The sequence below is a fragment of the Streptomyces sp. NPDC054770 genome, assembly GCF_053611985.1.
In genome coordinates this window covers 87,742-106,972 of record NZ_JBSHBL010000010.1, presented here as the reverse complement: position 1 = coordinate 106,972, position 19,231 = coordinate 87,742, and the positions used below count along the sequence as shown (strand labels likewise).

General features: G+C 72.9%; 19 protein-coding genes. 10 read left to right on the top strand and 9 right to left on the bottom strand.

Annotated features, from left to right (window positions below):
• Window positions 1-5 precede the first annotated feature (5 nt).
• Window positions 6-1,481, bottom strand: coding sequence for an MFS transporter (locus ACWGKQ_RS12145; RefSeq protein WP_453291801.1), 1,476 nt, complete (start codon window positions 1,479-1,481; stop codon window positions 6-8).
• Window positions 1,482-1,567: 86 nt separating this feature from the next.
• Between ACWGKQ_RS12145 and ACWGKQ_RS12140 the strand changes: the two genes are divergently transcribed.
• Entirely contained in the window at window positions 1,568-1,969 is a 402-nt protein-coding gene (locus tag ACWGKQ_RS12140) for a MarR family winged helix-turn-helix transcriptional regulator (protein ID WP_453291800.1), read from the top strand.
• A gap of 44 nt (window positions 1,970-2,013) precedes the next feature.
• Here ACWGKQ_RS12140 and ACWGKQ_RS12135 read toward each other — a convergent pair whose 3' ends face one another.
• On the bottom strand, window positions 2,014-2,748 hold the full coding sequence (locus ACWGKQ_RS12135) for a maleylpyruvate isomerase family mycothiol-dependent enzyme (protein ID WP_453291799.1): 735 nt from the start codon (window positions 2,746-2,748) through the stop codon (window positions 2,014-2,016).
• A gap of 78 nt (window positions 2,749-2,826) precedes the next feature.
• Window positions 2,827-3,531 (bottom strand): CPBP family intramembrane glutamic endopeptidase, encoded by a 705-nt coding sequence (locus ACWGKQ_RS12130; protein ID WP_453291798.1) that lies wholly within the window; start codon window positions 3,529-3,531, stop codon window positions 2,827-2,829.
• A 315-nt stretch (window positions 3,532-3,846) separates the two neighbouring features.
• Between ACWGKQ_RS12130 and ACWGKQ_RS12125 the strand changes: the two genes are divergently transcribed.
• On the top strand, window positions 3,847-5,529 hold the full coding sequence (locus ACWGKQ_RS12125; protein WP_453291797.1) for an alpha/beta hydrolase: 1,683 nt from the start codon (window positions 3,847-3,849) through the stop codon (window positions 5,527-5,529).
• A gap of 34 nt (window positions 5,530-5,563) precedes the next feature.
• Here ACWGKQ_RS12125 and ACWGKQ_RS12120 read toward each other — a convergent pair whose 3' ends face one another.
• Window positions 5,564-6,766: an MFS transporter gene (locus ACWGKQ_RS12120; RefSeq protein ID WP_453291796.1), complete on the bottom strand. Its 1,203-nt coding sequence runs from the start codon at window positions 6,764-6,766 to the stop codon at window positions 5,564-5,566.
• A 348-nt stretch (window positions 6,767-7,114) separates the two neighbouring features.
• The gene (locus ACWGKQ_RS12115; RefSeq protein WP_453291795.1) at window positions 7,115-7,837 is read right to left on the bottom strand and encodes a TetR family transcriptional regulator; all 723 of its coding nucleotides are present in this window, start codon (window positions 7,835-7,837) and stop codon (window positions 7,115-7,117) included.
• A 57-nt stretch (window positions 7,838-7,894) separates the two neighbouring features.
• Between ACWGKQ_RS12115 and ACWGKQ_RS12110 the strand changes: the two genes are divergently transcribed.
• From ACWGKQ_RS12110 to ACWGKQ_RS12100, 3 genes are all read left to right on the top strand, one after another.
• Window positions 7,895-8,572, top strand: a complete 678-nt coding sequence (locus ACWGKQ_RS12110) for a class II aldolase/adducin family protein (RefSeq protein WP_453291794.1) — start codon at window positions 7,895-7,897, stop codon at window positions 8,570-8,572.
• Window positions 8,569-9,498, top strand: coding sequence for a carbohydrate kinase family protein (locus ACWGKQ_RS12105; protein ID WP_453291793.1), 930 nt, complete (start codon window positions 8,569-8,571; stop codon window positions 9,496-9,498). The genes ACWGKQ_RS12110 and ACWGKQ_RS12105 overlap by 4 nt, the downstream gene beginning before the upstream one ends.
• A 213-nt stretch (window positions 9,499-9,711) precedes the next feature.
• Window positions 9,712-10,107: a luciferase domain-containing protein gene (locus tag ACWGKQ_RS12100; protein ID WP_453291792.1), complete on the top strand. Its 396-nt coding sequence runs from the start codon at window positions 9,712-9,714 to the stop codon at window positions 10,105-10,107.
• A 30-nt stretch (window positions 10,108-10,137) separates the two neighbouring features.
• Here ACWGKQ_RS12100 and ACWGKQ_RS12095 read toward each other — a convergent pair whose 3' ends face one another.
• The gene (locus ACWGKQ_RS12095; protein WP_453291791.1) at window positions 10,138-10,917 is read right to left on the bottom strand and encodes a DeoR/GlpR family DNA-binding transcription regulator; all 780 of its coding nucleotides are present in this window, start codon (window positions 10,915-10,917) and stop codon (window positions 10,138-10,140) included.
• Window positions 10,918-11,051: 134 nt separating this feature from the next.
• Here ACWGKQ_RS12095 and ACWGKQ_RS12090 point away from each other — a divergent pair, with 134 nt between their 5' ends.
• Both ACWGKQ_RS12090 and ACWGKQ_RS12085 read left to right on the top strand, forming a co-directional pair.
• Window positions 11,052-11,945, top strand: coding sequence for an SIS domain-containing protein (locus ACWGKQ_RS12090; RefSeq protein WP_453291790.1), 894 nt, complete (start codon window positions 11,052-11,054; stop codon window positions 11,943-11,945).
• Between the two features lie 2 nt (window positions 11,946-11,947).
• Window positions 11,948-12,820 (top strand): class II fructose-bisphosphate aldolase, encoded by an 873-nt coding sequence (locus ACWGKQ_RS12085; RefSeq protein WP_453291789.1) that lies wholly within the window; start codon window positions 11,948-11,950, stop codon window positions 12,818-12,820.
• Here ACWGKQ_RS12085 and ACWGKQ_RS12080 read toward each other — a convergent pair.
• Window positions 12,807-13,937: a methyltransferase gene (locus tag ACWGKQ_RS12080; RefSeq protein ID WP_453291788.1), complete on the bottom strand. Its 1,131-nt coding sequence runs from the start codon at window positions 13,935-13,937 to the stop codon at window positions 12,807-12,809. The two genes, ACWGKQ_RS12085 and ACWGKQ_RS12080, sit on opposite strands and share 14 nt — an antisense overlap.
• 67 nt (window positions 13,938-14,004) lie before the next feature.
• On the opposite strand from ACWGKQ_RS12080, the gene ACWGKQ_RS12075 reads away from it, so the two are divergent.
• On the top strand, window positions 14,005-14,655 hold the full coding sequence (locus tag ACWGKQ_RS12075; RefSeq protein ID WP_453291787.1) for an alpha-ketoglutarate-dependent dioxygenase AlkB family protein: 651 nt from the start codon (window positions 14,005-14,007) through the stop codon (window positions 14,653-14,655).
• 130 nt (window positions 14,656-14,785) lie between these two features.
• Window positions 14,786-16,021: an ROK family protein gene (locus ACWGKQ_RS12070; RefSeq protein WP_453291786.1), complete on the top strand. Its 1,236-nt coding sequence runs from the start codon at window positions 14,786-14,788 to the stop codon at window positions 16,019-16,021.
• Between the two features lie 33 nt (window positions 16,022-16,054).
• Here the strand turns inward: ACWGKQ_RS12070 and ilvY are convergent, their stop codons facing one another.
• On the bottom strand, window positions 16,055-16,909 hold the full coding sequence (gene ilvY / locus ACWGKQ_RS12065) for an HTH-type transcriptional activator IlvY (protein ID WP_453291892.1): 855 nt from the start codon (window positions 16,907-16,909) through the stop codon (window positions 16,055-16,057).
• An 88-nt stretch (window positions 16,910-16,997) separates the two neighbouring features.
• Here ilvY and ACWGKQ_RS12060 point away from each other — a divergent pair, with 88 nt between their 5' ends.
• Window positions 16,998-18,470, top strand: a complete 1,473-nt coding sequence (locus tag ACWGKQ_RS12060; RefSeq protein WP_453291785.1) for a ketol-acid reductoisomerase — start codon at window positions 16,998-17,000, stop codon at window positions 18,468-18,470.
• A gap of 133 nt (window positions 18,471-18,603) precedes the next feature.
• Here ACWGKQ_RS12060 and ACWGKQ_RS12055 read toward each other — a convergent pair whose 3' ends face one another.
• Window positions 18,604-19,188, bottom strand: coding sequence for a DUF4865 family protein (locus tag ACWGKQ_RS12055; RefSeq protein ID WP_453291784.1), 585 nt, complete (start codon window positions 19,186-19,188; stop codon window positions 18,604-18,606).
• Window positions 19,189-19,231 lie beyond the last annotated feature (43 nt).

Sequence of the window (19,231 nt, the reverse complement as noted above, 5' to 3'; positions counted from 1 at the left end):
CCAGCTCAGTCGCGTGCGGACACGCGCTCCGCCTCCAGGGAGGTGGACTTGGCGATCACGACGGTCTGCTGCGGGCGCCGGGCGCGCAGCCCCGTCAGCGTGATCAGCAGCCCGGCGAAGGCCACGACCGCGACCACCACGAAGCCGGGGCGGTAGCTGTCGAGCACCGCCTGCGGGGTCGCGTGGGCGGGCGCGCCCGCGGTGACCACGGCGGTGACGATCGCCAGGAAGATCGCACCGCCCACCTGCACCGAGGTGTTGAGGAGCCCGGAGACCATGCCCTGCTCGTGGTCGTCGACGCCGTTGGTGGCCTGGATGTTCAGGGAGGGGAAGACCAGGGCGCAGGCCGCGCCGATCAGGAGCATCGACGGCAGGATCGCGGCCGCGTAGACCGGGCTCAGGTCGACACGGAGGAACAGGGCGTAGCCGAGGACCATGAACGCGAAGCCCGCCGCGATCAGCCGCTGGGTGCCGAAGCGGTCCACGATCGCGCCGACCTTGGTCGACGAGACCGCGACCAGTGCGCCCGCCGGGAGGAAGGCCAGGGCGGTGTGCAGTGCGGACCAGCCGAGCAGGGACTGCATGTACAGGGTGGTCAGGAACTGGAAGCCGACGTACGAGCCGAAGAAGGCGATCGCGCCGAACTGGGCGCGGACCTGGTTGCCCGAGCGCAGCACGCCGAGGCGGATGAGCGGGCCGGGGGAGCGGCGTTCGACCTGGACGAACACGGTGAGCAGGACGGCGACCGCGAGGAAGGAGAGCAGGGTGCGGGCTGACGCCCAGCCGACCTGCGGGGCCTCCACGACGGTGAACACCAGGAGCAGCATCGAGGCGGTGCCGAGGACCGCGCCGGGGATGTCGTAGCCGTTGTGGTCGCGTTCGCGGGAACTGCGCGGCAGCAGCCGGAGGCCGGCGAGCAGCGCGATCAGGGCGATGGGGGCGGGCAGCAGCATGGTGAGGCGCCAGCTGGCCTCGGTGAGCAGGCCGGACAGCACCAGGCCCATGGAGAAGCCGGTGGCCGCGCAGGTGGTGTAGATGGAGAGGGCGCGGTTGCGCAGCGGGCCCTCCGGGAACGTGGTCGTGATGATCGAGAGTCCGGCCGGCGCGGTGAAGGCGGCGCTGAGTCCCTTGATGAAGCGGCTGGCGATCAGCAGGGGACCCGAGTCGACCAGACCGCCGAGGAGCGAGGCGAGCGCGAAGACGCCGAGGGCCACGAGGAACACCTGGCGCCGGCCCAGCAGGTCGGCGGTGCGGCCGCCGAGCAGCAGCAGGCCGCCGTATCCCAGGATGTAGCCGCTGACGATCCATTGCAGTGTCGAGGTGGAGAGGTGCAGGTCGGAGCCGATCGACGGCAGGGCGACGCCGACCATCGACACGTCCAGTGCGTCCAGGAACATGGCGGCGCAGAGCACCAGCAGCGTGCCCCAGAGCCGGGGAGTCCAGCGTCCCTCGGGAGCAGGGGCGGTGAGCGGAGAGGTCATGAACCCAGACACTACATGCACATGCATCGAATGCAAACGCATTTAATTACGATGCAACAAACCGGATTCTCTGCTACCGTGCCGGGATGGCGGCGAAGAAGCCCGAGCAGGCGCTCGTGGAGCAATGGCGGGACATCCTGGCCCTGCACGCCCGCACCCAGTGCGAGCTCGACCGCGTCCTGCACGGCCATGGCCTGTGCGCCAGTGACTTCGAGGTCCTCGACCTGCTCTCCGACGGTCCGGCGGCGGACGGCGCCTGCAGCTTCCGGGTGCAGGAGATCGCCGAGCGGGTGCACCTCAGCCAGAGCGCGCTGTCCCGGCTGATCGCCCGCCTGGAGAAGGACGGCCTGGTCGAGCGGGCCATGTGTCCGGAGGACCGCCGGGGTGTGCGGGTGGCGCTCACCGGCAAGGGGCGCGCGCTGCACGGCGAGGTGCTGCCGGTGCAGCGCGCGGTGCTCACCCGGATGCTGGCCGTCGGATCAGGCTGAGCCCGGCCGGTCGTTCCAGTCGGCCGGGCGTCCGAACCGGCCGGTCAGATCCCGGAGTTCGTCAGCCACAGACCGGCCAGTTCCGGGTCGCCGGTCACCGTCGGCACCGGCACCCGGTTCCACAGGGCGAGGTACAACTGATCGGCGGGACCGGCGAGTTCGGCCGTCGCGCCATCGAGTGCGCCGGGTTCCGTGACCGGCGGTTCGGCCGACAGCCGTACGGTCCATGCCGCGTCGGTGTCCGCCGTACGCACCCGCAGCACCCGCGGGGACTCGCTGCGGACCCGGCTGCGTGCGCGGGCGTGGAAGCCGCGCAGCAGTTCGTCGATGCCGTCGACCGCGAAGGCCGTGCCGATCGGGGATGCCGGGCCACCCCGGGCGGCCTCCGCGTCGTACCGGTGGACGGTCGTCTCATGGGCCTGCCGGCGGAGCCAGAAGGCCAGCGGTGAGCGGACCGGGGCGGGGTGGAAGGTCCAGCACGTCAGGTCCTGCGGTGCGCCGTCCAGGGTGTCGACGAGCCGGCGGTGGCCCTCCCGGTACCAGGTGGTCAGCTCGGCGCCGTCGATGTCCGGCGAGTCCGGGAAGGGACGGGGCGCGGTCTCGGCGTCGGCCACGACACCGGCGGCCCACCGGTGGACGGTGCCGGTGTGCCGCAGCAGATCGCGCACCCGCCAGTCCGGGCAGGCGGGCACCGGGGCGTCGAGCCCCGCCTCCTCGGCGGCCGCGGCCAGCAATCGGCCCTCCCGGTCGAGGATCTCGAGAAAGTCGGCAGTCTCCATGCCGTGAGTCTGCCGGATGCGACGGAGTTCCCGGTGCCAGGGCCTGTCGTTTGGATCATGCCGGCGTCGCGACAGGCCCTAGCGCAGCAGGAATCCCACGGCGTACCCCAGCGCGTTGACCGCCCAGTGCAGGGCCATCGGCGCCAGCAGGGAGCCGCTGCGGTCGCGCAGCCAGCACAGGAGGCAGCCCGCCACGGCCGTGAAGAGTACGGCGCCGATGTCCACCAGGACCGCCCCGGCGACCGAGTGCCCGAAGAGCGAACCCAGCGCGGGTTTCTCCTTGTTGAGGTTCAGCGAGGGCAGGATGTGCCACAGCCCGAAGAGCACGGAGGAGAGCACGGCCGCCGTCGTGGCCGTGCGCAGGCGGCACAGCAGCGCGAACAGCACCCCGCGGAACGCCGTCTCCTCCAGCAGTACCGTCCCCACGGGCACCGCGACCAGCGCCTTGAAGGCGATCTCGGAGCCGTTCAGCGCGTCCGTCCGCTGGTCCGCGAACAGCCCGCGGGTGACCGGCAGCAGGGCCCCGCACAGATAGACCGCCGCGACGATCCCGATCAGGGCGGTCGCCCAACGCACCCCGTCCGCAAGGGTGGTCCGGCCCAGTCCCAGCTCCGCCCAGGTCCCCCCGGCCCAGAACAACAGCCCCACCAGGACGGCCGAGGCGACGACCGCGGTGAGCAGGATCCAGGACCCGGCCCAGCGGTTGTCCAGCAGATTCGCGAGCACCAGCACGACCACCACCGCCGCCACGGCGGTGCGGGTGGGGAGCCGGGGGAGCGGCATGCCGGGCGGGGTGTCAGAACTCGAACGGGTCGCGCAGCGGCGGACACGTCGCCTCGGCCGCAGGTGGTGCGGGGCGGGGATGCTCGGTCGTCCGGGCCTGGGCCATGCTCACCACGATGGGACACCCCGGTGCTCTTTGCACCTTTTCCCGGATGGGGGAGGGCCCTGCTCCCGGAAGGGAGGAGCGGCCAGGAAAGATCTTCCGGATGCGGTGCCGGGTGCGGTGGCGGATCGTGGTCCCGAGGTGGCCAAGTGAGTGGTGCGGGCAGGGCTCTGAATCATGCGAAGGACTGGACCCGGCGGACGGCGGAACGGGTGCGCCGGCACCTGGGCCCCGGCCGGGTGGTCCGGCGGCGGCCGTGCTGGGGCGGAATCGCGGTGGCGGTCCTGTGCTACTGCCTGTCCCTCACCCCCTCCCTGCTCCCGCGGGCCTGGTGGCTCCAGGGGCTCGCGGCCGGCGTCTCGGCGGCCGTCGGCTACGCCGTCGGTGCCGTGCTGGAGACCCTCGCCCGGCTGCTGCTCCGCTGGGCCGGCGCCCGCATCCGCCCACGGGTCCGCCGTACCCTCTGGGCCGCGCTGGGCGTGCTCGGCGCCGCCGCGGTGGTCACCGTCACCGCGTGGAGCGTCCGCTGGGAGGGCCAGGTCCGCCGGGCGGTGACCCTGCCCCCGCACATCGTCTGGTGGCAGTGGGCGCTCGTCCCGGTGGTGGCCGCACTGGTCGGGACACTGCTGCTCCTGGCCGCCCGTACGGTACGGCTCGGCACCCGCCTCGCCGCCCGTGCCTTCGGCGCCCATCTGCCCCGTCCCGTCGCGTACGCCACCGGGGTCGTCCTCGCCGCGTTCGTGATCGTCGGAGTCGTCCAGGGCTTCCTGCTGCGCGCCGCTCTGGACGCGATCGAGAGCGGCGCGTCCCTCGCCGACCAGGGCACCACCAAGGGCGTCCACCAGCCCGGCCTGCCCACCCTCTCCGGCAGCCCCGACTCCGCCGCACCCTGGGACACGCTGGGCGCCAAGGGCCGTGACTTCGTCGGCACGGCCACGCCCCGCGCCGGCATCGCCGCCTTCACCGGCCGCCCGGCGAAGGATCCGGTACGGGTCTACGTCGGCCTGCGCTCCGCCGGCACCCTCGACGAACGCGCCGCCCTCGCCGTACGCGAACTCGAACGCACCGGCGGCTTCTCCCGCCGGATTCTCGCCGTCATGGGCACCACCGGCACCGGCTGGATCAACGACCAGGGCAGCAAACCCCTGGAGTACATGTGGGGCGGCGACACCGCGCAGGTCGCCATGCAGTACTCCTACCTCCCCAGCTGGGTCTCCGCGCTCACCGAGGACGAGGCCGCCGACACCGGACGCGCCCTCTTCGACGCCGTCTACGCCAAGTGGCGGACATTGCCCGCCGCTTCCCGTCCCCGGCTCCTCGTCTACGGCGAGAGCCTCGGCTCCTTCTCCATGGAGTCCGCCCTGAACGGCTCCCTGGCCACGCTCGTCGCGGAGACCGGCGGCGCGCTGTTCGTCGGGCCGACCTACGACAACCCGCTGTGGAAGACGGTCACCGCCCAGCGGCAGCCGGGCAGCCCCGAATGGCGGCCGGTGGTCGCCGACGGGGCGCAGATGCGTTTCGCGCAGGTACCGGCGGACTTCGGCATCCCGGACGCGCCCTGGGGCGAGCCGCGCGCGGTCTACCTGCAGAACGGCTCCGACCCGGTCGTGTGGTGGTCGCCGGCCCTCGCCTTCCACCAGCCGGACTGGCTGGACCGGCCGCGGGCCCGGGACGTCTCCCCGGCGATGCGGTGGTATCCGCTGCTGACGTTCTGGCAGGTGGCCTGCGACCTGGCCGGCGCCGACAGCGTGCCGGACGGATTCGGCCACCGGTACGGGACCCTCCCGACGAGCGCGTGGGCGCGGATCACGAGCCCGCCGGACTGGACGGCCGCCGACACGGCAAGACTCTCCGGGCTGCTGGAGTCGGTACGGGAACCGGGGCTGCTGGACTGAGCGGGCCGCCCGCCTGAGGGCCTCCTGCCCGAGGTCAGTGCCCTGCCGTGCGCCGGGTCAGCAGGGCGATGGCCGCGGCGGTGGCGGCGAGGGCGGCGACGGTGGTGAGGGCGGCGGGGAGGGAGATCCAGTCCGCCATGAATCCGATGGCGGGCGGTCCCAGCAGCATGCCGCCGTAGCCGAAGGTGGAGGCGACGGCGACGCCTTCGGGGCCGGCCAGCCTGCCCGCGCGTTCGACGGCGACGGGGAAGAGGTTGGCGAGACCGAGGCCGGTGACCGCGAATCCGAGGAGGACCGCCCACAGGGCCGGGGCGAGCGCGCCGAGCAGCATGCCGAGCGCGGCGGTGGTGCCGCCGAACACCAGGGTGCGGGTCTGTCCCAGGACTTCCAGCAGTTTGGTGCCGCTGAGCCGGCCGACGGTCATGGCGAGGGCGAAGCAGGTGTAGCCGATGGCGGCCGCGCCGGGTGCGGCGCCGAGGTCCTGCTCCAGGTGCAGGGCGCTCCAGTCGGCCATGGCCCCCTCGCCGTAGGCCGTGCACAGGGCGATCAGGCCGAACGTGACGACGAGCAGGCGGGTGCGGGGTGCCAGGGGGTGCGGGGCGGATGCCGCCCGCGGGGCGTCGTTCTCGGGTGTGGCCGCAGTGGCCGTCCTGGCCGGCGTTTCGGGCGTCGCCGGTGCGGGGGTGCCGAGGAGGGTGCGGCCCGCGAGAAGGGTGACCACGAGGCCGACGACGGTGAGGCAGAGCAGGTGCTGCGTGGGGGTCAGCACTCCGGCGATCAGCGAGCCCAGGCCGGCGCCGGTCATGCCGCCCAGGCTGAAAGCGGCGTGGAAGCTGGGCATGACCGGGCGGCGCAGGGCTCGCACCAGGTCGACCGCGGCACTGTTGAAGGCCACGTTGATGCCGCCGTAGGCGCTGCCGAACACGAGCAGTACGGCGCCGAGGGCCAGGACCGAATGGGTGAGCGGGGGCAGGGCCACGCTGAGGGAGAGCAGGACGCCGCAGACGACGGTCACCGGGTGGGAGCCGTAACGGCGGCACAGCCGTCCGGTGAACATCATCGTGATCACTGCTCCGGCCGAGACGCAGAGCAGGGCGAGTCCCAGGGCACTGGCCGAGGCGCCGGTCTGTTCCTTGATGGCCGGGATGCGGACGACCCAACCGGCGAAGACGAAGCCGTCCATGGCGAAGAAGACGGTCAGGGCGATGCGGAGTCGGGTGAGGTCGTTACCGGGCACGACGTTGTGCGTCCGGGTTTTGTTTATTAGCGGCACAAACGCAGGCTAGGTGAGCGCCGGGACTGGGACAAGGGCGGCGGGTCGGCGGGGCCGGGCCCGGACCGTCCCGGCGATCGGGGGAGGAGATTCGCGCGACCAGGGGGAAGGCGCCGCGATGACCGAGTCCGTGGGAGTCCGGGTACCTGCTTCGGCCGCCGTTCCGCTCCACCGGAACTGACGGTTCCAGGTCGCCGGGGACGCGCTCGGCGGCGCGCCGGCCGGCTTCCGCAAGGAACTCCGGGACGGCTCGTGGCCCGCCGACCGACCGGGCGGGCCCGCGCCGGGCGGACCTGCGGGAGCCGCCCGGCTTCACCGCGTCGGCTCCTGGCCTCCGGCCGGTCCGGGAACGGGCCCACCGAGCGGAGAGGTGCCCGCCGCTCCGCCGTCCCGCGGCCCCCGCCTCCCGGCGACGTCCGTGAGGTAGCCGCGCAGCATCACCTTCGCCTCGTCGAGCAGGGCCGTGTCGCCCTCGGCGTCGCGGCGGAAGGCCTCCTGGGCGAGCGCGTCGGCGGCGAGGACGGCGGCATGGCAGGCCCGGCCGAGCCCCTCCGGGTCGCCGGCGACGCCGAGCGCCAGCAGCACCCGGCGCACCCCGTCGGCCATCCGGCGCTTGTGCTCCCGGTCCGCCGCCCGGGTCCGGTCGGTCAGACCGCTGCCGAACCACAGGGCCCGGAAGCCCTGTTCGGTGCGGTAGAGCCCGGCATAGGCGTCGATCAGCACGCCGACCGGGTCCGACCAGCGCTCGGTCGCCGCGCCCCGCACGAACTCCTCCATCACCGCTTCGAGTTGCGAGAAGTACGTCGCCGCCAGCGCGTCGATGATCGCGTCCCGGTCGGGCAGGTACTGGTACAGCGAGCCGACCGACACCCCGGCCTCCGCCGCGACCCGGGTCGTGGTCAGGGCCGGTACGCCCTCGGCGATCAGAACCCGCTCCGCCGCCTTCAGCACACGCGCCAACCGGGCTTTGCTGCGGGCCTGTTGGGGAGTACGGCGCAGCACGACCCCGGACTCCTCGGCGGTCGGCTCGGTCACCCGTGGCTCCTGAATCTGAACGTGACATTGTTTCAGGTTTACGTTACCGTCGCGGCCATGACGGACTCAAGCTCCGCGCTGGTCCAGGAGCGGGCGGCGGTGGCGGACGTCTGCCGTCGTCTGGGAGCGGCGGGCCTGCTCATCGGTACGGCGGGAAACGTCAGCGTGCGGGTGGGGGACCGGGTGGCGGTCACCGCGACCGGCGCGGTGCTCGCCCAACTCACCGCGGGCCAGGTGACGGTGGTCGACCTGGACGGAAAGGCCGTCGCCGGAACCCTGCAGCCCACCTCCGAACTCGACCTGCACCTCGGTGTCTACCGGCGTTACGGCGCCGGCGCGGTCGTCCACACCCACGCCCCGATGGCCACCGCCCTCTCCTGTGTGCTCGACGAACTACCGTGCATCCACTACCAGTTGCTGTCCCTCGGCGGCACCGTGCGGGTGGCGCCGTACGCCACCTTCGGCACCCCGGAACTCGCCGAGTCGGTCCTCGCCGCACTCGACGGCCGCAGCGCCGCCCTGCTGGCCAACCACGGCTCGGTCACCGTCGGTCCCACCCTCGACAAGGCCGTCGAGAACGCCCTGTTGCTCGAATGGGCCTGCGGCGTCTACCAGCACGCGGCGGCCCTCGGCACGCCCCGCGTCCTGGACGAACGGCAGCAACTCGCGGTGATCGAGGCCGCGATCGCCCGGAACTACGGCACCACTCGATCCCTCCAGGAGGGCAAGTCATGAGAGTCGTCACGATGGGCGTGCATGTGCTGGACGTACTCGTCCGGCCGGTGGACGCGATACCCGAGGGCCAGGACGCCACCCTGGTCGAGGACATCAGGATGACCGCGGCCGGGACCGCCGGCGGGACCGCGCTCAGCCTCGCCAAGCTCGGCGCCACCGTGCAGAGCGCCGGGGCCGTCGGCGCCGACGCGACCGGCGACATGCTGGTGCAACTGCTCGGCAAGGCCGGGATCGACACCGGCTTCCTGGTCCGGCGTGCCGACACCGCCACCTCGGCGAGCGTGCTGCCCATCCGCCCCAACGGCGACCGGCCCTCCCTGCACCTGCTCGGCGCCAACATCACCTACGGCGTCGACGACGTGCCCTGGGACGCCCTCGCCGACGCCACCCATCTCCACCTCGGCGGCCCGGAGTTGATCGGCGTCGACGCCGCCGCGCGCATCCTGCACTTCGCCAAGGAACACGGCGTGACGACCTCCGTGGACCTGCTCGCGCCCGGAGTGCTCGGCAGCTTCAAGCAGATCGCGGCGGCGCTGCCGTACGTCGACCACCTCCTCCCCAACGACGACCAGGTACTGGGCTTCTCCGGCGAGGACGACCTGCTGGCGGGCGCCAAGAAGCTGGTCGGCGCCGGCGCCGGGCTGGTCGCGGTCACCCGGGGCGGCGACGGCGCGCTGCTGGTCACCGCGGAGGGCGCCGAGCCGGTGCCCGCCTTCGAGATCGACGTCGTGGACACCACCGGCTGCGGCGACGCCTTCTCGGCCGGATTCGTCTACGGCATCGGGCTGGGCCGCACCCCGTACGACTCCGCCGTCCTCGGCAACGCCGTGGCGGCACTGGTCGCCCAGGGCCTCGGCAGCGACCACGGCGACTTCGACCTCGCCGCTGCCGACGCGTTCGCGGCGACGGCGGTCAGGCGGGCGTAGGGCAGGTGCCGGATCTGTGGAGAACGTGACGTCGGGCACAGTCGTCCCGGATGCCCGAGAGGTGTCTTTCGTCCCTCGGATCACTCGAACCACTGAAATCCTGCGGATATTCACTCGCCCCCGGCGTCTGTGTTCGGACAGAGTCAGGCAACAGCTCGGTTAATAACTGCTCGCTGGTTGGTTACCGGAGAGTGAGCGGGCCATGATGACCCCATGACGTTGGCCTCGCGCGCTCTGGCGCAACTGGCGACCTGGCCCGACCTGAGCCAGGCCGTACCGAGCTGCGGTCTGGGGCAGGCCGTGAGTTCGGCGGAGGGCGAGATCGCGCACTTCCACTCCGAGCGCGATGTGGACCTGCGTCTCACCACCCACGCCATCCGGCACTTCGCCAAGGACCTCAGGAGCACGGGGGCGATCCGGATCGTCCCGGGCTCCCAGTGGGTGACCATACGACTCGACGCCGCGAGCGATGTCGACCTGCTGCTGACCCTGGTCAGCGTCGCCCTCCAGGCCCACAAGAGCTGGCCCGACCCGGCCGGCCGGCCGGTGTTCGGCTGCAACGACCAGCGGGGCGCGGGATTCGTCAGTGCCGACACCAGCGGGATGTGACCCGGAGCCGAGGCACCGGGGCAGGCCGCGTCACACGCTCAGGACCCGGATCCCCGCCTCCTCGAACCGGCGTACCTCCTCCGGCGCCGCCGCCGTGTCCGTCACCAGCGTGTCCACCACTTCCGCCGCGCAGATCCGGGCGAACGCCCGCCCGCCCAGCTTGCTGGAGTCGGCGGCTACGATCACGCGGGCCGCACGTTCGCACAGCAGCCGGTTGACCGCGGCCTCCGCCTCGTCATGGGCCGCCGCCCCGTGCGTGACGTCGAAGCCGACCACCCCGAGCACCGCCACATCGAGGGTGATCTGCCCCAGCACCCCGTCCGCGAGCGGCCCGATGAGCTCGTACGACTGCGGGCGTGCCACCCCGCCCGTCACCACGATCTTGAACTGGGGCCGCACCGCGAGCTCGTTGGCGATGTTGAGCGCGTTCGTGACGATCGTGAGCGCCGGCGCACCGGTGGCCAGATCGCCCCGCACGGCCAGGGCGCGGGCCACCTCCGTGGTGGTCGTACCGCCCGTCAGCCCCACCGCCTCGCCCGGCGCGACCAGGTCCGCCACCGCCTTGGCGATCCGCTGCTTCTCGGAGGCCTGCCGGGCCGTCTTGTAGCGCAACGGCAGCTCGTACGACACCCCGTGGACCACCGCGCCGCCCCGGGTGCGCACCAGCATCTGCTGCTCGGCGAGCTGGTCGAGGTCCCGGCGGATGGTGGCCGCCGAGACCGCCAGCTCGGCCGCGGCCTCCTCGACCTCGAGGCGGCCGCGCTCGACCAGCAGCTCGAGCAGTGCCTTCCAGCGGGCGTCACGCGACATCCGCGGCCTCCGTTCCTCGATCTTCCGGTGACCCTAGCGCACCCGCTTTTCGGTGAGATGCTTGATTGTGATTGGAAACTGGCTCTATCTTGCAAGAACAATCACGATGCGGTGCCCAGGGGAGGGACAGTGGTATGTCACATACCACCGAAGAGCTGAACAGCCAGCCCGAGTGCTGGATACGAGCCGCCACCGAGGCCACCCGCCAAGCACACGCGCTCCCGGCCCCGGGCGAGCGGGTCGCGATCGTCGGCTGCGGCACCTCGTACTTCATGGCCCAGGCCGCTGCCGTACTGCGCGAGTCCGCGGGGCACGGCGAGACGGACGCCTTCGCCGCCTCGGAGTTCCCGCACGGGCGGCCGTACGACCGGGTACTGGCCCTCACCCGCTCCGGCACCACCACCGAAGTGCTGGACCTGCTGGGCCGGTTGAAGGGGCGCGTGCGCACCGCCGCGATCACCGCCGACCCCGACACCCCCGTGCCGGACGCGGCGGACGACCTCGTCGTCCTGGACTTCGCCGACGAACGCTCCGTCGTCCAGACCCGGTTCGCGACCAGCGCGCTCACCCTGCTCCGCGCCCATGTCGGCCTGCACACCGACGCCGTGGTCGCGGACGCCCGCGCCGCCCTGTCGACGCCCTTGCCGCCGGGGCTGGTCGAGTGCGCCCAGTTCACCTTCCTCGGGCGCGGCTGGACCGTCGGACTCGCGAGCGAAGCCGCGCTCAAGATGCGCGAGGCCTCGCTGTCCTGGACCGAGGCCTACCCGGCGACGGAGTACCGGCACGGCCCGATCAGCGTCACCACCCGCTCCACGGCCACCTGGATGTTCGGTCCGGCCCCCGCCGGACTCGGCGAACAGGTCGGCGCCACCGGCGGGTTGTGGATCCAGGGCACCCTCGACCCGCTCGCCGAACTCGTCCGCGCCCAGCGTCTCGCGGTCGCCGTCGCCGCCGCCCGTGGCCTCGACCCCGACCGGCCGCGCCATCTCACCCGCTCGGTGATCCTCGCCCCGTCCGGCGAGGAGTGAGCGTGCCCCTCGCAACCACCGGCGCGCTGCTCACCCGGGCCGCCGAAGTCCGGTCCGCCGTCGCCGCGTTCAACGTCATCAGCCTGGAACACGTCGAAGCCGTCATCACCGGCGCCGAGGCCGCCGGTTCACCCGTCGTCCTCCAGGTCAGCGAGAACGCGGTCAGGTTCCGCCATGGACGACTCCTCCCGCTGGCCCGCGCCGCCACCGTCGCCGCCGAACACGCCCACGTCCCCGTCGCCCTGCACCTCGACCACGTCCGCAGCGACGACCTGCTGCGCCAGGCCTCCGCCGCCGGGTTCAGCTCGGTGATGTACGACGCGTCCGGGCTGCCGTACGCCGAGAACCGCGCCGCGACCGCGGCCGCCGTCGACTGGGCACACGCCCAAGGCCTGTGGATCGAGGCCGAGTTGGGCGAGGTGGGCGGCAAGGACGGCCGGCCGGTGCCGGACGCGCACGCACCCGGGGCGCGTACCGACCCGGCCGAGGCGCGGGACTTCGTCGCCGGCACCGGCGTCGACGCGCTGGCCGTGGCGATCGGCAGCGTGCACGCCATGACCACCCGCACCGCCGCCCTCGACCACGACCTGCTCGAACGCCTCGCCACCGCCGTGCCGGTCCCGCTCGTCCTGCACGGCTCCTCCGGGGTCCCGGACGAGGGCCTGGTCGCCGCGGTGGCCGGCGGCATCGCCAAGGTCAACGTCGGCACCGCGCTCAACATGGCGATGACCGGATCCGTCCGCCGTTTCCTCGCGGACCATCCCGAGGCCGTCGACGCCCGCGCCTACCTCGGCGCCGGCCGTGAGGCGATGGCCCGGGAGGTGACCAGGATCATCGGCGTGCTGGCCGGCGCCGCCGGGGCTACCCGCGCCTGACCGCCTTCAGCACCACGAACTTCGGGTCGCTCGCGACCAGTTGACTGTTGCCGAACAGGCGGCGCAGCGTCACGTGGTAGCCCAGGTGCCGGTTGCCGACCACCCACAGTTCGCCGCCCGGCCGCAGTGCCTGCTTCGCCCCGCTGAACATCCGCCACGCCGTCGCGTCGCTGGTCGCCTGGTGGGAGTGGAACGGCGGGTTGTTCAGCACCACGTCCACGCTCCCGGCCGCGACCCCGGCCAGCCCGTCCCCGACCCGGAACTCGGCGTGCCCGGGCACCCCGTTGGCCTTGTAGGTGGCCTCCGCCGAGGCGACCGCCTGGAACGACTCGTCCACGAACAGCACCTCGGCCGTCGGATCGGCCAGCGCCACCGCCGTACCCACGACCCCGTTCCCGCACCCCAGGTCCACGAGCCGGCGGCCCCCCTCGGGCAGATGCGCCAGGAAGAACCGGGTACCGATGTCGAGCCGGTCGGCGCAGAAGACCCCCGCGTGGTTGACGACCGTACGCCCGGAGACCGCGCCGATGCCGTCGGGCAGTGCGTAGCTGTACGGCCACGGATTCTCCGGGCGCTCCAGCGACGGATCCGGCGTGCAGTGGATCAGCCGGGCCTTCTGCTCGGCCAGCGAGGTCCGGGTCGGGCCGAGGATCCGCTCGAACAACCGGAGCGTCGACGTATGGATCTCCTTGACCATGCCGGTGCCGATCACGACCGTGCCCGCGTGCACCGCGGGCGCCAGCCGCAGCAGCTGGTCCTCAAGGAGCGCAAGGCTCTTCGGCACCCGCACCAGCAGCACGTCCACCCGCTCCGGCGGCGGATCCTGGGTGGTCAGCAACTGCACCGCGCCCGTCTCGACACCCGCGCGCGCCAGGTTCGCGCGGCTCGCCTCCTGGCTCAGGTACGAGTCGGTGATCTGCACCGGCCGGTGCTCCGCCAGCGCCGTCACCAGCGCTCCCCAGCGGTCGCCGAGCACCACGACGGTGCCGGACAGCCCGATCCGCTCCCGGTCGAGATACCGCAGCAGGTAGGCGTCGGAGGCGTCCCAGGCACGCAGCCGGTCGGGCGGATCCTCCGGGAAGCGGGACAGCTCGAACTCGCCCCAGGCAGTCGTCATACGGTCGCTCATCGTGCGTCCAGGCTAACCGAACCGCAGCTCAGGACCGGTCGGGCAGGATGGGGGCATGGAGGATGAGCTGTTCCCGAGGGCGTACGCCCGCATCGCGCCGGGCGCCGTGCACGTCCCCGACTGGCTGGACACGGACCGGCAGCGCGCGCTGCTCACCGCCTGCCGCGACTGGGCCCGGCCCCCGGCGGGTCTGCGCACGGTCCGCACACCCGGGGGCGGCACGATGACCGCCCGCCAGGTCTGTCTGGGCTGGCACTGGTACCCGTACGCCTACGCCCGCACGGTCGTCGACGGCGACGGCAGCCCCGTGAAGCCGTTCCCGGCCTGGCTCGACGAACTGGGCCGCCGCGCGGTGACCGACGCGCTGGGCCCGGAAGCGGTCGGCGGATTGTCGTACGACATCGCGCTGATCAATTTCTACGACGCGGACGCCCGCATGGGCATGCATCGCGACGCCGACGAGAAGTCGCCCGCACCGGTGGTGTCACTGAGCCTGGGGGACACCTGCGTCTTCCGCTTCGGGAACACGGAGAGCAGGGTGAAGCCGTACACGGACGTGGAGCTGCGGTCGGGCGACCTGGTCGTGTTCGGGGGTGAGTCGCGGCTCGCCTATCACGGGGTGCCGAGGGTGTACCCGGGCACGGGACCGGCCGAGCTCGGTCTGACCGGCCGCCTCAACGTCACTCTGAGGGTGAGCGGCTTCTGACAAGCCTCAGCTGGAGCGCGCCCCCCAAGGGACGCGGGGCCGGATCGGTGCGCGGCTCCGCCGCGTGAGCGCGACCAGCCACAATGTACCGGCACCGTTCAGGACTACGGATCATGGCAGACTCCCTCTCATGAGCGGCAAAACGGCCCCCGGCCCGGCGGGGAACGGAATCTCGAAACCCCGGTTGGACCGAGGACGCGGCGCACTCGGACCCGCACTGGAACTCGTGCACACCGGCCGCGCCCCCACCCGCGCGGTCCTCACCGCGGAACTCGGCGTCACCCGGGCCACGGCCGGCGCCGTCGCCGCCGAGCTGGAGGCGCTCGGCCTGATCAGGGTCGACGCCCACCCGGGCGCCGCCGCCGGGTCGCAGGGCCGCCCCTCGCACCGCCTGGAGGTCGCCGAGAACGGCCCCGTCGCGCTCGCCGCCCAGGTCCATGCCGACGGTTTCCGTGCGGCGCTGGTCGGCCTGGGCGGCCGGATCGTCGCGACCGCACCCGGCTGCGAGACGGTCGACGCCGACCCGGCGAAGGTGCTCGGCTCGGTGGTCGAGGCGGGCGCCGACCTGCTGCGGACCACCGGCCTGCGCTGTGTCGGCGCCGGTCTCGCCGTGCCGTCCGCCGTCGCCGAACCGGAGGGCCTCGCCCTCAACCCCCTCCACCTGGCCTGGCCGGTGGGCGCGCCGGTGCGCCGGATCTTCGCGGAGTGCGTGCGGGCGGCCGGGATCACCGGTCCGGCGTTCGCGGGCAACGACGTGAACCTGGCCGCGCTGGCCGAACACCGGCACGGCGCGGGCCGGGGCGCCCGGGACCTGCTGTGCGTGGCCACCGGGCACCGGGGCGTCGGTGGCGCGCTGGTCCTGGACGGCCGTCTGCACACGGGGAGTTCGGGCCTGGCCCTGGAGGTCGGCCACCTCGCCGTCCATCCGGAGGGCCGCCCCTGCCACTGCGGCAGCCGGGGCTGTCTGGACGTGGAGACCGACCCGCTGGCGCTGCTGGTCGAGGCGGGCCGCGAGCCCGGCCCCGAGGTGTCCCTGCTGCGGCAGGCCGAGGACCTGGTCCGTGACCACTACGCGGATCCGACCGTCCGCAGGGCCACCGAGGCCCTGATCGACCGGCTCGGCCTGGGCCTGGCGGGTCTTGTCAACCTCCTCAACCCCGACCGCATCATCCTCGGCGGCCTGCACCGCACCCTCCTGGACGCCGATCCGGAGCGGCTGCGTGCCGTGGTCGCCGACCGCAGCCTGTGGGGCCAGAGCGGCAGTGTGCCGATCCTGCCGTGCACGCTGAGCCACAACAGCCTGGTGGGAGCCGCCGAGCTGGCCTGGCAGCCGGTGCTGGACGACCCGCTGGGCGCACTTCGGTAACGGCCTGCCGCCGGCAGGCCCACCGGCGCCTCCCTACCACTGCGCCGTCAGGCTCCACAACGCCGCCACCAGCGGCCGCCTGAGGTCGGCTCGGCGTACGCACAGGCCGATCGGGAACGGCTCCGGTGCGGGGTCGGCCGGCAGCACCGCGATCCGGTCCCGCACCGCGCTGTGTTCCAGGACCAGCCGGGGGACCACCCCGGTGCCGCAGCCCAGGGCGACCAGGGCCAACAGGGCCTCGTGGCCGTCCGGTTCACAGGCGACGTCCACGGACCGCCCCCGCGCCCGGAACCAGCGGTCGGCCGCCTCGCGCACCAGACCGCGCTGCGGGAGGACGAACGGGCCGTCCAGGCCGGGGTCCGGGCGGTCGCGCGCGGTGACCAGGACCAGGTCGGTGACCGTGACCGTCCGGCCGATCAGCGGTTCCGGCAGCCGCGCCGGGAGCCCGGCCACGGCCACGTCGGCCTCGCCCTCGTCGAGCCGGGCCAGCGCGGCCGCCGCGTCCCCGGTGCGCAGATCCAGCCGTACCTGGGGGTGCGCGGTACGGAACGGCGCCAACAGATCGGGCAGCAGCGCCTGGCAGGCGGTCACGGTGGCGAACACCACAAGTCTGCCGGTGAGTTCGGCCGGGTCGGGGTGTTCGTCGCGGTAGGTCTGCCACAACTCCAGTGCTTGTACCGCGTATTCGCGGAAGCGCTGCCCCTCCGCCGTCAGGGACACCCCGCGCGGGCTCCGGTCGAACAGCCGGTGGCCCAGCTCCGCCTCCAGCCGCTGCACGGTCCGGGTCAGTGTGGCCGGGCTGACGTGGCAGTCCAGGCTGGTCCGCCCGAAGTTCAGCGACTGCGCGAGATGGAGGAAGAGCCGTAGCCCCCGATGATCGTCCCGCACCCGCTGACCAGTCCCTTTCATGATCCGCAACAGAGCGCTGCGAAAGTTGCGCTTGCCGCAACATCCGCCCGGAGCCTACAACTCGACCATGACCTCGACGACCACCTACACCTCCGGTGTCTTCGCACTCGAAACGATGGACGTGCCCGGCGGCACGGAGACCATCCTGCGCGGCGGACGGGACCTCTTCCCGCTGCTGCCCCAGGCGTTCGCCGGGATCAGCAGGATCGGCGTTCTCGGCTGGGGCCCGCAGGGCCGCGCCCAGGCACGCAACCTGCGTGACTCCCTCGCCGGTACCGACATCACGGTCACCGTCGGCCTGCGCCCGGGCTCCGCCTCGGCCGCCGACGCCCGCGCGCACGGCTTCACCGAGGAGAACGGCAGCCTCGGCGACTGGCTCGCCGTCGCCGCCGACAGCGACCTGCTGCTCCTGCTGATCGCCGACGCGGCGCTCGCCGCCCACCACCAGGAGATCTTCTCCGTCCTCAAGCCCGGCGCCGTCATCGGCCTCTCGCACGGCTTCCTGCTCGGCCATCTGCGCGAGACCGGCGGCGACTTCCCGGCGGGCCACGGTGTGATCGCCGTCTGCCCCAAGGGCATGGGCGACTCCGTGCGCCGCCTCTACGAACAGGGCGCGGAGATCAACGGCGCCGGGATCAACAGCAGTTTCGCCGTGGCCGTCGACCCGGACGGCCGTGCGACCGACCTCGCCCTCGGCTGGTCGGTCGCGCTCGGCGCGCCGTACACCTTCCGCACCACGCTGGCGAGCGAGTACCGCTCCGACATCGTCGGTGAACGCGCCATCCTGCTCGGCGCCGTGCACGGCATCGTGGAGAGCCTGTACAGCCACTACCGGCTCGCCGGGGACGACGAGGTGACGGCCTACGAGCGGTCCTGCGAGAACGTGACCGGGCCCATCGCCCGGACCATCTCCCGGGCGGGGCTGCGGGCCGTCCGGGACGACCTCGACCCGGCCGGGCGCGAGGTCTTCGACCGGGCGTACACGGCGACGTACGGCCCGGCCCGCGAACTCGTCGCCGAGATCTACGACGAGGTCGCCGACGGCACCGAGCTGCGCAGCGTGATCCTGGCCGAACGGCGCATCGGGAAGCGGGAGATGAGCCGGATCGGCGGTTCTCCGATGTGGGCGGCGGGGGAGCGGGTGCGGGCCCGGCGGGCCGACCGGGACCTGTCCGTCGAGCCGTTCACCGCCGGGGTGTTCGTCGCCACGATGATGGCGCAGGTCGACGAGTTCGCCGAGCGCGGCCACCCCTGGTCGGAGATCGTCAACGAGTCCGTCATCGAGGCGGTCGACTCGCTGCTGCCCTACATGCACGCCCGCGATGTGGCGTACATGGTCGACAACTGCTCCCGCACGGCCCGTCTCGGCACCCGCCGGTGGGGCCCGCGCTTCCAGGCGGCCTTCGAGCAGATCGCCTACCCGGCGGCCGGACTCCCCGCGAACGCGGACCTGTTGGCCGCCTTCGACGCCCACCCGGCGCACGAGGCGCTGGCCGCCGCCGCGAAGCTCCGCCCGTCGGTGGACATCTCGGTGGCCTGAGCGAGTCGGCGCCGGTCGACGGCGAAGGCCCGGGCCGGGTTGCCGGTGAGGATGCGCTCGACGTGCTCCGCACCCGGCTCGGCCCGGGCGGTGCGCGCGTCGTTCAGCTCCTGGACGACGGTACGGACACCGCTCACCACTGCCGCCCGCGCGGCAGCGCGCCGCGCCCCGGCTCCGACAGGTGCAGCACCTGGAAGACGTCGCCCTCGGCCTTGGGCGTGTGGTGCGCCCAGAGCGAGAAGTGGACCAGCTCCCAGGCATCCGTGTCCACGGCGGACGCCGCCAGCACGGCACCGTCCTCGGCGGCCAGCCGTCCCGTCTCGTCCGCGGCGCCCGCCATGAAGGCGGCCAGTTCGACACCGTCCGGCACCGGTTGCCGCGACCGCACGGCGAGCACGGCAGGGGAGCCGGTGCCGGTGCCCTCCTCGAAGGCCAGGCCCGTCCACTGCCGTATCCGGGGCCGCCCGAAGTCGTCCACCGGCCTCTGGAAGGCACCTCCCCAGAGAAAACGGTTCATGCCCGCCACGGTGTTCCAGAGGTAGAACGGCCCGTACTGGTTCACCGGCGAGCCGTGAAATCCACGCTCGCGCATGAGGTAGGTCTTCACGCCGAGGCCGTCCCAGCCGTCCAGCAGATGCCTGACGCGGGCAACGCGGGCGCGGACGATTCCCATGTCGTAATTGGCGGGCAGGGTGAACTCGTACTGCATGGCGTGCATGGCGCTGGTTCCCTCTCGGACCGGGTGGTCGGTCACGTGCGTA